This window comes from Clostridiales bacterium (genome assembly GCA_014799665.1).
Taxonomy (GTDB): Bacteria; Bacillota; Clostridia; order Christensenellales; family Pumilibacteraceae; genus Anaerocaecibacter.
Window position 1 is genome coordinate 17,925 of record JAAVHP010000028.1, and the last position, 14,772, is coordinate 32,696.

The following is a 14,772-nucleotide window of genomic DNA, read 5'->3' on the forward strand; positions in this document are numbered from 1 at the left end:
GGAATCCAGCGGAACCCGCGCACTTTAACGGAATACATTTAAAAGGGTAATTAAGAATTGCCCTCATCCGCCCTTCGGGCACCTTCCCCATGCCCCCCCCCAGAGGGGAAGGCTAATAATTGAGATCCTTTGCTCTCGCTCAGGATGACAGGAATAGGGCTTCGTTTGCTCTTTTTTCCAATAACAATTAAAAAGCCGTATCGTAAGTTACATATCGATACGACTAAAACATTTAACACAAAAGTTTTTTGGTTACTTTTTTGCCTAAAAAAGTAACAAGATTAAATCAAACAACGGATAAGCCCGAGCGCGCTCAGGAACGCATACTTAAACTTCTTAAACCCGTCGGCATACCGCGCGGTAACGGTATCGGATGGAATATACTCGTTATCCGCGCCGACCTCAACGCTGTTACTTACAAACTGCGTTTCGATATAATCGTTAAGCACCCCGTTGAACGCCTCGCCGTCGATCACGACCACGCTCTCGGTATCGATATGCGCGCTCCGCTCGTCAAGATTGAACGACCCGATTACGCTATACCTATTATCGACCGAGAACAGCTTAGCGTGCGTCTGGTCGTCCGTCATGTATTCGAGCAGGGTAATGCTGTTATTAATATAGTCCGCACGCGAATAATAATAGTCCGCATACGCCACATTCCGCGTATTATACAGCGAATTGGTTATGATTTTAAAACTTTTATTCGTTTGCGCTATCTCGCGGATCTCTTGTTTTTTATCATTTTGGAGCAGGGCGTACGGGGTAACTATGGTCGAGGTTTCGGCGTTTCGCATAAGATTGCAAACGGCTTGCCACACGATAGGGGATTTCTTTTTATCGCTTATCTTGTTCGATACGAACGTAACGCGGTCGACGGCTGTGCCCTGTTTGGAGTAGTCGACCTCGGCGTTTGCGAACTCGCTCTTGGCATAGAACTCTTTGAACTGTTTTTCGTACTCGGCTTTTTTGTTCTCGGCGAACTTCTTGGACTTGATTCGGCGGGAAAGATTATCGGTTATCACGTGCTCGAAGTACCGAGTTGCCTGACCGCTCGCGCCGAACTCGCCGCTATTCGTGATCATGACTTCCATATCGAAGTTATCGAGATACCAGGAGCTGCCCATATTCACGCCGCCGACTATCACTGTCTCGCCGTCGACAATCGTCACTTTATCGTGCATGAGCGTCATCAGTCCGCCCGGGTCGAGGATATTTGCTTCGTTAAAATAATACAGCTCGATATTATCGTGGCTCGAAACGATCTTGCCGAGCGCGCTAAGCTTGCCGTTCAGCCTACCGAACTTGCCGTCCAGCACTATCCTGACCTTGACTCCGCGGTCGGCGGCACGCACCAAAGCGGTAAAGAAATAAAACGCATAGTCCTGTTTGCGCACGTCATAAACCATAAAATCGACGCTCTTTTTTGCGTCCTCGATAAGCCGCAGCCTGCGCGCAAACGAGCTCGCGCTCGACGGCAACAACAGCGCACGTTCCTTATCTCTTTCGTCGGCTGCCTGCTGTTCAGCCGTCGCCGACAATGCCGCTCGCGTTATAATTACGTTATCGCGCTCGCTCACCGTCACGGTATCGGCGTACGGCAAAATCACGGCGAGCAAGAACCACAAAACCGACGCAACCAGGTAAAGCACGAGGGTAGTAACCACGAACCCGACGCGCAATCTCGTTTCGTATAAAGCGATAGCTTTTTTGCGATAAAGCGTTTTCATAAATAGTTCTTGAAATATTATACAGTACGGCAACAAAAAATACAAGCAATTTACGGCATTTGAATAAATACGTTTTTGCGGGCAATAATTTCATGTAACATTACGGAGGTAATATAATGAATCCATTTAACGAAAAACCGTGCAAAATCGAAAAGTGCGTAGCCGATTGGCGTAAGCTTTATCCCACCGCGTACGACAAGAACGCCACCGACGCGTACACTAAGGTTCGCACGATCCTGCTCAACGGCGCCGAGTTCGAGGAATCCTGGTTCATGCACCAGCTCGCGCGGCACACCGCCGACAACAATCTTCGCCGCGACGTCGCGTTCCTGCGCAGGCTCGAACAGCAACAGCAAAAGCGCATTTCGTACTTCAAGCCCAAGGACGAAACGCTGCTAGAAACGACCATTTCATACGAACAGCTTGCCGTCGACCTCACCGCCACGCTCTCGCAAACCGAAAGCAACAAGTACGTTAAAGCCGCGCTCGACTTCGCGCTCCTCGAAGACTTCGACCACCTTTACAGGTTCAGCGACCTACTCGAAATGGAGCAAGGCATAGCGGGCGAGAAGCTCGTCGGCTCGTACACCGAAATCATGCCGGGTCGCCCGACGATTGCCGAGCACCGCCACCCGTTCGACGACGTGCGCCGCCCGATCGCTCCCAACGCGCCGCTCGCGACCAAGCTCCACACCATGATAATCACCGCCGCCGAACAGCAAACCATGAACTACTATATGAACCTCGGCACGTTCTATCCCACGTCGGATATCGGGCGCAAGCTGTTCCTCGAAATCGGCATGATAGAAGAACAGCACGTAACGCAGTACGAATCGCTCATGGACCCCACCGCCACCTGGCTCGAATGCCTACTCATGCACGAGTACTGCGAGTGCTACCTCTACTACTCGGCAATGAGCGAGGAGACCGACGAGGTCGCGAAAAAGATTTGGACGTCGCACTTCGAGCAAGAGCTCGCGCACCTGCACTACGCCGCCGACCTTCTCCAAAAATACGAGGGTAAGGAATGGGCGCAGGTCATTCCCAACGCCGAGTTCCCCACGCTTTTGACCTTCAACGACAACTGCGAAAAGAACAAGCACTATATCCGCAATATCTTAAAGAACACCGTAAACAACACCTCGGTGCTCGAAGAATACACCGATTTGAGCAACGTGCCCGACGATTACGAATACTTTAAGTACAACGGCACGGTAAACAAAACTCCGTCCGCCGTCGCCAGCCACAAGGTGATAGACAACTATATAGCCGAGTTTGGCGAAGATTACCGCTTTACGGTGGCGGAACACCCCGTTAAAGCCCTGCGCAACCGCAAAGAGGACAATACCGAGCTCGCTCGCAAGAAGCAGTAAGGCGTTCCACGTGGAACATTTTTAACGCTCGCCGTTCGGTTTTTCGACTTATTATAAATCAATTCCCACAAATTACGGCAAAAATTGTTTCACGTGGAACAAAAATTGCCGCCCGACGATCTTTTTCGGGTGGCATTTGCTTTTAAAATTGTTTCACGTGGAACAGTTTATGCCTTGTAGTTTTGCTCCAAGTAACTGAGCATACTCTCCAAACGGCTGAGGTCGTCGGGGGTGTAGTAGTCTATAAATATGCGCCCCTTATTGTCGTTACCGAGCAATGTGACCTTGGTGCCGAACGTGCGCTGCATACGAACGACCATATCTTTGAGTTCGAGGCTTTGCTTGACGGGCTCCGCTTTCTTTTTGGGGTTTATAGCGTTCTTTACGAGCTTTTCGAAGTCGCGCACGTTCATTTTGTCGTCGCAACCCTTTTGGGCAAGCTCGAATTGAAGCTCGGGGTCTTGAACGACTACCAAGCAACGCGCATGACCTGCGGACAGCCGTCCGTCCTCTACAAGCTTTTGCACGGGGGCGGAAAGGTCGATAAGGCGCAAAAGGTTGGCGACGGTGGGGCGAGCCTTGCCGATACGCTCGGCGGCTTCTTCCTGCGTGTAGCCGTAGTCGTCCATAAGCTTGCGTATGGCTCGCGCCACTTCGAGGGGGTTAAGGTCCTCGCGCTGAATGTTTTCGATAAGCGACAGCTCGTCGATTTGCACGGGGGTGCATTCGCGAACACACACGGGCACGGAAATGAGCCCTGCGGCGGTGGCGGCGCGGTAACGGCGTTCGCCCGCGATTATCATGTACCGACCGTCTTCCTTGGGCGTGACGATAAGCGGGGTAATAACGCCGTGCTTTTTAATGCTCGAAACGAGGGCGGTGAGCGCTTCTTCGTTAAACTGTTTACGCGGCTGATCAACGTTGGGGTCGATATTGGACAGCAGCATTTCCGAGGTTTCGGTCGAGTTGATGACCGATTCTTCTTCGATATCGCTGAGTAGTGCGCCCAATCCGCGCCCGAGACCGCTTTTTCTTACCATAGACATAGTGTTTCTCCGTGTTTGATTTAATATAGTTTTTATATATTATAATAGTAGCGCTCAAATAAGTCAACCGATTTGGCGGCGCGTAAACTTGGTTTATGAGTTTCATATGACTTGACAAACGCATTTAAATGATATATAATTCATAAAAGCTATTTGCAAGAAGGATAGGTACACGGTTTGGATATTACAAGCTCCAACAGCCTTTGGAAAGATTACGACGTAGCGGCGCTACCGCTCAACGAGTCGGCGCTCTCGGGAAAAATCGAAAACGGCATTACCGTTCGCGAATATTATTTCGACGGCTACACCACTGTCGACGGCAGGGTGCGGGCTTTTATAAAGATTTACGAGAACGCGGGCGATAAGGGAACTATCCTGTACATGGGCGGCACAAACGGCGAATACGGTAGCGAATTCATATCGTCGTTCTGCGAGCGCGGCTACACCGTCGCCGTTCTCGACTATTTGGGAAAAACCGAGAGCCTTGCGCACTACACGCTTTATCCCAAGTCGCTCGAACATTGCAACAGCCGCGGCGCGGAAAAATTCGAAATTACGGACGACGCGCTGCACAGCCGCTGGTATATTTGGACCTGCCTTGCGCGCCGCGCCGCATATCTTCTTAAAACTAAGTACGGCGGCAAGCTTTTCGCGGTGGGCGAGGGGCTGGGCGGCACTTCCGTTTACAAGCTTGCGGCATTCGATGACGGAATAAGCGCGTGCGCTACGCTCCTTAACATTATTCCTGCTGTGTCGGGCGAGGGCAACGGCATGATAAACTATCACGCGTCGCTCGAAAACTACGCCTACGCGTCAGTCTGCAAGGTGCCTATGTACATGGCTGTCGCGTCTAATGCGGAGGACGGCTCTCTCGACGATATGTCGGAGCTTGCCGGCGACACCGCTTCGCTCAAATGTTTCAGAGTGATCGAACGCGCGTTCTCGTGCGGTATCGGCGCGGTATTCGGCGAGCTCGACAGCTTTTTCACTACGCAGTACGACAGACCGATAATAAAGCCCGTTATCAAGGCGTCAAACTCAGAGGGCAATCTGTATTTCAATATCACGCTCGGCAAGGACGAAGCCGACGAGAACCATTACGATCTCGACCTTTACGTAGCGTTCTGCATAGATATACCGCAGTACCGCAATTGGATGAAGCTCAAAACGATCGGGCTCGGCGACACGTTCATGGCGAACATCAACGTTTGCCAAGCCGATAAACCCATTTACGCGTTCGCAAACGTAAAAACAGGCGACGGCATGATCATATCCACGCCGATACTTTCGGTCCTGCCCAAATCGCTCGGCATTGCCGGGCGCGCGGGTGTAAGCCACCGCCGCATTTACGAGGGCAGTATGGGCATGGACGGCTGGATAGCCCGCCGCAACGGCAAGCTCGCGCTCGTAAAGGGTCCGTACGACATTGACGGCATAACGAGCGACAACGGCTCGCTCATAACATTCAAGCCGGGCGATCCGCTTTTCAGGGTTCCCGCCGACACTTTGCTCCAACTGATGCTCAGCGGCAAGCCGCAAACGATAACAGTCACGGTAAGCGACAAGCAAAACTCATATTCCTGCCAAGTCGAAATAACCAATACCGAGGACTGGCATAACTTCTCGCTGTCGCACATGAACTTCAAGAGCGCGAACGGTCCGCTTTTCGACTGGTCGCAAATACTTATTCTCGAACTCACTTCCGACGAAAACTTCGTAATAGGCTCAGTGCTTTGGGTATAGCATGAACAGTGAAATAAACAGCGGCGAAGCGCTTCTCGACCAAAAAGACAAGCAGTCGAACGGTTTTCTGTACGCGATTATTTTCTTTCTGGTTGCGGTAATTTTAGTCCTGCAATTTATCGCATTGCAGCCGATCGACGGCGAAAGCATGGAAAACACGCTTCACGACAAGCAGGTTTGTTTGGTCCTACGCGGTATTCCGTTCAAAACCAATCGCGGCGATATCGTCACTATTAATACCGCCGAAAAAGGCGAAGCCGATCATATAATAATAAAACGTGTAGTAGCAATAGAGGGCGATCGACTTATATTCATGACCGACGAAACGGGCACGTACGTGGACCTGTATATCTGCGAGAACGGCGCGGACCGCTTCACTCTCAAAGATGAGCCGTATATCCGCGAGCGTATGTTGGACTCTGCTTCCGTATATTCAAAAGTCACTATTCTTAGCTACACCTCGTCGCTTACCGAACTCGACGCTTCCGACGAAACCGCAATATCCGGCTTAACCGATTTCATAATCGAAGTACCCGATAACAGCATTTACTTCCTCGGCGACAACCGCAACGTTTCGCGCGACAGCCGCTATTACGGCACACGTACCACCGATAAAATAACGTCAAAAGTTATAAGCACACTTAATTAAATATATTTTTATAACTATTCACAGGTGAAGAAATGTCCGGAACGAACAAAGTAAAAATAACTACCGACAGCGCCGCCGATCTCAACGGGTTATTTAAAGAGCGCGATATCGGCGAAATGTCGCTTTACGTCACGCTCGGCGAAGAACACTTTCTCGACGACGTGGACATAGACCCGATCAAAATCTTCGAGCACTACGAAAAAACGGGCGAGCTTCCCAAAACGGCGGCGCGCTCGACCGAAGATTTCTACGAATATTTCAAATCGTTTACCGACGAGGGGTATGCCGTAATACATATAACCATATCGTCGGGGATCTCGTCCACGTACGAATATGCGCTGAAAGCGGCGGAACGGCTACAAAACGTGTTCGTCGTCGACAGCCTTTCGCTATCGTCGGGAACGGGCTTGCTCGCGCTTGCAGCCGCAGATTTACGCGATAACGGCTTAACTGCCCACGAAATAGTGAACGTGCTCAATACACGCAAAACCTCGATACAGGCTTCGTTTATGGTAAATACGCTCGAATTTCTGTACAAGGGCGGCAGGTGCAGCGGACTTTCGGCGTTCTTCGGCAAAGCGTTATCGATAAAGCCGGTATTACAGCTGATAAACGGAAACATCACGGTCACGCGCAAATATTTGGGTAACTTTAACAAAAACATACTGAAATACGTAGATTACACGCTCAAACAATACGACACCCCCGACAAAACGCGTATCTTTATCACGCACTCCCACGCCGACAAGGAATCGGTCGACGCGGTACGAAACCTTCTTATCGAGCGCGGCTTCGCGCCCGACCGCATCCACGAAACGATAGCCGGCTCCACGATAACCAGCCATTGCGGCAAAAGCACGCTCGGCATACTTTATATAAACGACGGTAAATAAAATGACGGAAATAGACAAAACCGAGCTCGACGCCTCGCACGGCAGGGCAATATTCAAACAGTTCCTCGACGAGAATTTCGACGACAAAACGCTCATTGACGAATTCGACAAGCTGACGGCGCTCTACTTCAAAGTAAACTCCGTAATAAACATTTCCGCGCTGAAAACGCTCGACGATATCTATATCAAGCACTACTTAGACAGCCTTTACCCCTACGCACACTTTTCGGGCGCGTGCTGCGACGTGGGTTGCGGCGGCGGCTTTCCCTGCCTTCCGCTCGCGATCGCGACAAAACTGCACTTTACGGGCGTAGAAAGCGTGGGAAAAAAACTAACTCTCATCCACTCGGCGGTCTCCGAGCTCAAACTCGGCAATATCCGCGCCGACTACGCGCGGTCTGAGGATCTCGTCAAGCTCGGGCGGAAGTACGACACGGTATGCTGTCGGGCGGTGGCGGACTGCGAAAAGTCGATAAAGCTATGCGCGCCGCTCGTCAAATCGGGCGGAAAACTCGTTCTCTACCGCACTCAGAACGACGATCGGGCAAACCAAACGATTGAAATATCAAACAACCTCACTCTGACGGATACTATTGACTATCTACTTCCTCAAACGGATATTAAGCGTAGACTGTACTTATACACAAAAAATTGACTACCGCTTAGCGCTTAGTAGTGTTAATATATATTATTTATTTGATTTTTATATAGGTTATAAGCGCCGTGTATATGTTCATATACCACAATTTATACAATATAAGCGGTTAAAACGATAATCATAATACAAGATAAACGATAATTAGAGTCCTTGTAAATGTTCATATAACCGTTCATGTTTCGTTCATATCAAAGATAACTGTTCATAACAAAAGTAAGATAAACATAAAAATCCGAAAAATCGAAGAATAAAAACCTACTTATCAACAGATTGTTCAAATCATTCCGTAACTTATGCACAATAGCAACGTAAAATCCCAAAACGATAAACCCGATATCATAGCGGCGCTCGCTACGCCGTACGGAAAGTCGGCGCTCGCCGTTATTCGCGTGAGCGGCGAGGGCTGTATTGGGTTTGTACAAAACTTTCTTAAACGCCCGCTCGAAGTAGGGCGGCTTGCCGTGAACACCTTTATCGACGGGCTGTTTACGGAAAGATTGATGGCTGTGTGCTACAAAGCGCCAAGGTCGTACACGGGCGAGGATTTGGTCGAGCTTTATCCGCACGGGAACATGACGATTTGTGACGCGATAATAAAATCGCTTATCGACGGCGGGGCGCGGGCGGCGGAGCGCGGCGAGTTCACCAAGCGCGCGTTCCTGAACGGAAAACTCGATCTTATGCAGTGCGAAGCGCTTGCCGATATAATCGACGCGCAGACCAAAGAACAGCTCGATTACGGGAACAAGCGGTTCGACGGTCGGTTTAAGGCGCTCGGCGAGGTGGAAAACCTTCTTAACAGGGCGCTTAGCTCGGTGGAAGCTGTACTCCATTACAGCGACGAGCTCGAAGACGGCGAGATAGATCAAGCCGTTATGACCGACGTTTACGGCGCGATCGATATAGCCATAAGCACGCTCGAACCCGAAATCGACGGGTACGCGGGTGGAAAAATAATAAACGACGGGTTCAAGATCGCCATAATCGGCGCGCCCAACGTGGGAAAATCGACGTTGCTCAACGCGTTGACGGACAGCGACCGCGCGATCGTCACCGAGATTGCGGGAACGACGCGCGACACCGTAGACGGCGAGTACGTGTATAACGACCGTAAGTTCGTCGTAACCGACACTGCGGGACTGCACGACGAAACGACCGACCGAGTGGAAATTATAGGAATGGAGCGCGCGAAACAGGCGGCGAAGCGCGCCGACGGAGTGGTTTTCCTGGTGTCGGGCGGCGAGAACGCGCCCAAAATCGAGAACGTAGCTAATTATATAGTGGTAAAAAACAAGTGCGACGGGCTGACCGACGTCGGCGTCGAGTATAAAAAATGCACCGCCGCGGACGGAAAACTTGAAATAAGCGCGAAAAACAATATAAATATAACCGCGCTCAAACAAAAGCTGTACGAGCTGTGTCCGCGCGATTTCGGCGCGATATGCAATCACAGGCAGTACGATTGCGCCGTAAGCTGTATGAACAGCCTGAAAGCGGCAAGAATAGAAAAATATAAGGCAGGCGGGCTGGAAATCGTCGCCGCGCTCTTGTACGAAGCGTATTCGGCGATTGAGCAGCTTTACGGCGAACAGGCGGACGAAAAGGTCATTGCCACCGTGTTCGAGCGGTTTTGCGTAGGTAAGTAGTCATGAAAAGCAAGGTAGAACGAAAAAACAAACAAAAGTCGGCGCCCAAAGAGAGCATAAAAACGGTCGCCGTCAATAAGAAAGCGGTGTTCGACTACTTCTTCGTTGAGAGTATCGAGGTGGGAATAGCGCTCGAAGGGTCGGAAGTCAAGTCGGTCAAGCGCGGCGACGTGTCGCTTCGCGATAGCTTTTGTCATATCGAAAACGGCAATCTCGAACTGAAAAACTGCCAGATCTCGCCGTACGTCAACGTGGGCGCGTTCCCGCCCGATCCGCGCAGGTCGCGGCGGCTATTACTTCATAAATCCCAGTTGAAACGGCTCGCAGGCAAGGCGGCGGAAAAGGGTTTTACCATCGTTCCCGTCAAAATGTACTTTAAAGGACGGTTCGTCAAGCTCGAAATTGCGCTCGCGCGCGGAAAAAAGAACTACGAAAAGAAGCAGGTCATCAAGGAACGCGATATAAACCGTACCGCTCAGCGCGAAATAAGCAGGTATTAACTTGACAAGTCCGCGCAAAATAGATATAATAAGTTAAGTAAACGAAAGCTTCGACATAGGAGAACAACCGATGATAGCATTTTTGTGTAACCCGTTCAACGACCCGAGCAGCCCTTGGTACTACGTGATCGGCGTGATATTCCTTCTTTTGATATTCGCCGCGCTCGCCGTGTATATAATCCTGTCGGGCAAGAAGAATAAAAAAGCGGAAGAAAATAAGAAAGACGCCGCCACTCCCGAAACGGAAGCGGGCGATAACGAAAGCGCGCCGCCGACCGAGGAAGCGGAAAAGCCGGAAGAACCCGAACCCGCGACCGAGCAAGCGGAAGCTACCGAAGAACAGCAAAAACCCGAAAACGAATAATTTATAATCGCAGCCACAACGGTTGCGATTTTTTGTGCCGAAAATCTTTTTTACGGCGTTCTCACACGGAATTTTACATGAAGAAGAGAAAACTTTATATACCCCACCGTATCGCTAAACTCACGGTTTAGCAAATCAAGATTTTTTATAAAAAGTTTCTTGCTTACTTCTTTGAAAAGAAGTAAGCAAGAAACTTTTAGTGTCGTGTGTTTACGAGGGTAAATTTTTTTGTTACACCCGATTAACTTCTTGGCGTTATTTATTGCTCAACACTTTTCAAGCCCTCCCTAATTGGGGAAGGTGGCACGAGCGTAGCGAGTGACGGATGAGGACATTTCTAAATCTATCCTTATTTAACCTTCCCCTCAGGGGGAAGGGGAACCGCTTCGCGGTGGATGAGGTGATAAATTGCAACCTTATTCTCTACCTCCCCCTTTGGGGGGAGGGGGACCGCGTCAGCGGTGGTGGGGGCATTATGGGATTGCTTGAAAAAGTTGGATATTGTAACTCACGTCCTTACCGTTATGCCGAGAGTGTAACCGCCCCCCCCCGCTCTCACACAGAAAATCCCATGCCGAGTAACTTTCCCCGATACCCCTACCGTATAACTAAACCGACGGTTTAGCAAATCAAGATTTTTTAACATGAAAGTAAAAATCAAAAAATTCCGCCGAAACCGAAAAAACACCTAAACCCGCGCGATCCCCGCAAAAACCAACCCCGCCAAAACGCTTGACAAACCGACCGTATTTTCATATAATAAAGAAGCAATTGGAGAAGTACCCAAGAGGCTCAAGGGGCTCCCCTGCTAAGGGAGTAGTTCGGTAACACGGAGCGCGGGTTCGAATCCCGCCTTCTCCGCCAAGTGGAACTAAGTTGAACCCCAGGTTTGGCTTAGTTTTTATTTTTAAAACGATATCATGTGTTTTTGTAATTTACAATCTAATTACATATTAAACATCCAAATTATTAGCGTGAACAGGCATCAACGATTTGTTATTGGTATTTAAAATATGTTTCATCGTGCTTTGTTGTTTGAATTCTGTAAATGTTATTTGGTTTAACATATATGCAGCGGATGTGAATGCGTCGCATGTTTTATAAATACTTGTTTTTATATTGAAAATATGTTAGACTAAATTAAAGTAATGCTAGGAGAATGAGTATGTATAAAATCAATCAACAAACTAAAACTCTTGAAAAAGTCGAAGAAAAAACATTTGAAGATATAAAATGCAAGGAACGACAGGACCTACAAGAATGGATTGTCAGCAATCCTGCGATATTAGGGGAAGATTTATTAATTATTCAAAAAGAATTTTCTGATTTTGAAAACACTAATGAAAGGTTGGATCTTCTGGCCTTGGATAAAAATGGAAGATTGGTTATTATAGAGAATAAAACTGATGATACAGGAAAGGATGTTGTTTGGCAAGCAATAAAATATGCATCATATTGTTCCACATTGACGACTGTTCAGGTGAGAGAAATTTATAATAAGTATATAAATAAATATGGAATAGATTTGAATGCCGAGGAATCACTTTTAGAATTTCTAAATACAGATAGTTTAGAAAATACTGAAATTAATCCGGCAAATAGTCAACGAATTATGTTAGTTTCTCATAAATTTAGACCGGAAGTGTTATCGGCAGCGCAGTGGTTATTGAATTATAAAGTTGACATCGCATGTATTAAAGTTATGCCATTAAAACATGGTGAAGATTTGTTTTTAGATGCGGACCAAATTTTGCCACAAATAGAGACAAAAGAATATACGTTAAAATTGGCAGAGAAGGCTATAGAATCGCAAACTCAGCAAAAATCATTGGCTAAATCCGAAAAATTAAGGAATGAGTTTTGGAAATTTTTTATACCGAAATTCAATACTAAAAGTAATTTATTTAGTAATATTTCGTTTGATAGAAAAGATCATTGGTTGGGGACTGCTGCAAGAATGTTAAGTGGAATCAGCTACAATTTTTTGATATGTAAAGATTATTGTGGTGTAGAGTTGACAATTGCAAATGGGAACAAAGAATTGAATAAAAAAGTATATGATGTTTTGTTTGCACGAAAATCCGAAATCGAAGATAAACTTAAAGAGTACGAATTGGAGTGGGAACGATTGGATAGTGCATGCATGTCAAGAATATGCGTAAGAAATAAAGAATTTTCGTTGTACAGAACAGAAATGTGGGATGATATTGGAACATATTTAACAGATGCTATGATTCATTTTGAAAAAGTTTTTAAGGATTATACTTCCTTGGTTAAGGCACAAAATAAATAGCTATTATAGATATGGAGTTTCGTTTTCAAATCTACAAGCATATTAATTAAGAAAAATTAGGTCGATATAAAATGAAATTATTATTTGAAAAAATCATTGACGCGGTGAAAAGCAAAAATATAACTATTCATAACTATCATGAGAGCGAGTTGTTTAATAAATTTGGGAATAAGCTTTGGGCAGATGTTCAGAGATTTTCAAAATATACTCCGGATGGTAGATATGAGAAAATAGTTTTCGATGAACTGGATAATGCGGTAAATAATCAACTGGATTATGATAATTTTTTAAAAAGAATTGAAAATAGTTTAGAGTCACTTTCCGTTCCTTGTCTTATATTAGTACCATTAAATTTTATTAACGATGATGATATAGCAACTGATTTGACACTTTCGAACAATATAAGATTGTTTAAAACAGACAAGCCTCAAATTGATAAGGGGATTTGGAGAACTAAAAGCAAAAAGTCAAATTTGGAAGAGTATTTTGAACATACGGTTTATGCCCAACTCTCGCGAGAGCATATTGTCACTGCAAAAGATAGAAATTTCTTTAATTACCCAATATTAACTATATTTGTGAATAATATAGATTGGAAGGTTGAGATTGAATCAGGTCGAATAGTGAGTGCAGCGTATGCATTTATTCGCATGATTGAATTTGATACTAAATTAGATTGCGGCGGTTGGGGATATCTGATGCGGGCGGAACATAATCCGGCGCATGTGTATGGAGTATATTATAATGAAACTCATGTGTCACCTAAACCGCCGTATGACAGTGGATATGGCTATTCGTTAAGATTTCAATGTTCGCCTATTCTGGATATTTCAACTAAGGATTTTATAAATAATAAGGCGCATTTGACTGAATTTACGACATTATTAACACAATATATAAATTGTTGTTTTAAGGATGAAAGACTATTATCACAGTTCTCTTTAACAAAAATCAGACGGTGGCAAAACGCTATACAAATGTATAATTCAGCATACGAGAACGCCTCAATTGAAAAATATGACGAGGCATTAGTTTTATTGCTCGTAATACTAGAGTCTTTATTTATTTCTAATTCCGGAAATAAAAAGGAAAAAGTAATTAAAGCGTTAGTGGATTTTTTTCAAGGCGATTCTAATTTTAGCGAAAGTCTTATTAGACAACTTATTACAAGTACATATAAGTTAAGAAACAAATTTGTCCATGAAGGAATGGGTATAGATAATGAATATGTATATTTGAAGTCATTAAATGATTATCAAGGCGAGGTTATGGGAATGAAACCGTTTGCACATTCAGAATTGGGATTAGTTTCAAAGCATTGTAGAGAATTGTATGTTTTATTTATACTTGTCGGTAGAGTTTTAAGATCATATACTTGTGAGATTTCTTAAAGCATTATTATCGCAATCATATTGTAATACTATCAAAATATTATTAATGATCGTAGTGCATCGTAAAAGATTGCGACATTAATATCGGTGTTCTATTTGCTCCTCACTCGTCCCGCCAGCGTAAGACGCACCCAATCGGGTGCGTTTTTCGTTGGCAGAAAAGGTGAATAAGGTAATGAGAAGTGCGCCGTAGTAAATATAAAAATAATATGAAAAAAATAGTCAATACAACTTAGCGGTTATGTTTTTTTCGGGCGCAAGTAACTTGCGTGAGTACTGCGGCAAAAATATACGTGCAAGCAAATATTTTTGCCTTGTATTGACTGCTAGGCGCTCGGCGTAGCCGAAGCCCGTGCGCGATATCCGCGCATAATCTCGCTGTAAAAGCTATCAGCGTCGGTTTAGTCGTTCGGTCATATCAAAAGCGGCGGGTGAATGATCAAAGCCGCGCAGCGGCGCACTTGTTATATATCAAGCACACGCCAT

Annotated in this window: 12 protein-coding genes and 1 tRNA gene; 11 read left to right on the forward strand and 2 right to left on the reverse strand. The window is 46.3% G+C overall.

Annotated elements, in window-relative coordinates:
- Positions 1–281 precede the first annotated feature (281 nt).
- Entirely contained in the window at positions 282–1,730 is a 1,449-nt protein-coding gene (locus HDT28_08730; protein ID MBD5132652.1) for a hypothetical protein, read from the reverse strand.
- A gap of 116 nt (positions 1,731–1,846) precedes the next feature.
- Between HDT28_08730 and HDT28_08735 the strand changes: the two genes are divergently transcribed.
- Positions 1,847–3,103, forward strand: coding sequence for a hypothetical protein (locus HDT28_08735; protein MBD5132653.1), 1,257 nt, complete (start codon positions 1,847–1,849; stop codon positions 3,101–3,103).
- Between the two features lie 167 nt (positions 3,104–3,270).
- Here HDT28_08735 and HDT28_08740 read toward each other — a convergent pair whose 3' ends face one another.
- Positions 3,271–4,149: a ParB/RepB/Spo0J family partition protein gene (locus HDT28_08740; protein MBD5132654.1), complete on the reverse strand. Its 879-nt coding sequence runs from the start codon at positions 4,147–4,149 to the stop codon at positions 3,271–3,273.
- 177 nt (positions 4,150–4,326) lie between these two features.
- Between HDT28_08740 and HDT28_08745 the strand changes: the two genes are divergently transcribed.
- From HDT28_08745 to HDT28_08790, 10 genes are all read left to right on the forward strand, one after another.
- Complete coding sequence (locus HDT28_08745) at positions 4,327–5,892, forward strand: hypothetical protein (protein MBD5132655.1); 1,566 nt, start codon at positions 4,327–4,329, stop codon at positions 5,890–5,892.
- A gap of 1 nt (position 5,893) precedes the next feature.
- Complete coding sequence (gene lepB, locus HDT28_08750) at positions 5,894–6,541, forward strand: signal peptidase I (protein MBD5132656.1); 648 nt, start codon at positions 5,894–5,896, stop codon at positions 6,539–6,541.
- A gap of 32 nt (positions 6,542–6,573) precedes the next feature.
- Positions 6,574–7,434 (forward strand): DegV family protein, encoded by an 861-nt coding sequence (locus HDT28_08755; protein MBD5132657.1) that lies wholly within the window; start codon positions 6,574–6,576, stop codon positions 7,432–7,434.
- A gap of 1 nt (position 7,435) precedes the next feature.
- Positions 7,436–8,089 (forward strand): 16S rRNA (guanine(527)-N(7))-methyltransferase RsmG, encoded by a 654-nt coding sequence (locus HDT28_08760; GenBank protein MBD5132658.1) that lies wholly within the window; start codon positions 7,436–7,438, stop codon positions 8,087–8,089.
- Between the two features lie 296 nt (positions 8,090–8,385).
- Positions 8,386–9,738 carry a tRNA uridine-5-carboxymethylaminomethyl(34) synthesis GTPase MnmE gene (gene mnmE, locus HDT28_08765; GenBank protein MBD5132659.1) on the forward strand — a complete coding sequence of 451 codons (1,353 nt, stop codon included), beginning with the start codon at positions 8,386–8,388 and terminating at the stop codon, positions 9,736–9,738.
- 2 nt (positions 9,739–9,740) lie between these two features.
- A complete protein-coding gene (smpB, locus tag HDT28_08770) occupies positions 9,741–10,238 on the forward strand; it encodes an SsrA-binding protein SmpB (protein MBD5132660.1) in 498 nt (165 codons plus the stop codon).
- Between the two features lie 70 nt (positions 10,239–10,308).
- Complete coding sequence (locus tag HDT28_08775) at positions 10,309–10,602, forward strand: hypothetical protein (protein MBD5132661.1); 294 nt, start codon at positions 10,309–10,311, stop codon at positions 10,600–10,602.
- Positions 10,603–11,375: 773 nt separating this feature from the next.
- A tRNA-Ser gene (locus HDT28_08780) sits at positions 11,376–11,466 on the forward strand.
- 301 nt (positions 11,467–11,767) lie between these two features.
- A complete protein-coding gene (locus tag HDT28_08785) occupies positions 11,768–12,895 on the forward strand; it encodes a DUF4268 domain-containing protein (GenBank protein ID MBD5132662.1) in 1,128 nt (375 codons plus the stop codon).
- Positions 12,896–12,966: 71 nt separating this feature from the next.
- Positions 12,967–14,286: a hypothetical protein gene (locus HDT28_08790; GenBank protein ID MBD5132663.1), complete on the forward strand. Its 1,320-nt coding sequence runs from the start codon at positions 12,967–12,969 to the stop codon at positions 14,284–14,286.
- Positions 14,287–14,772 lie beyond the last annotated feature (486 nt).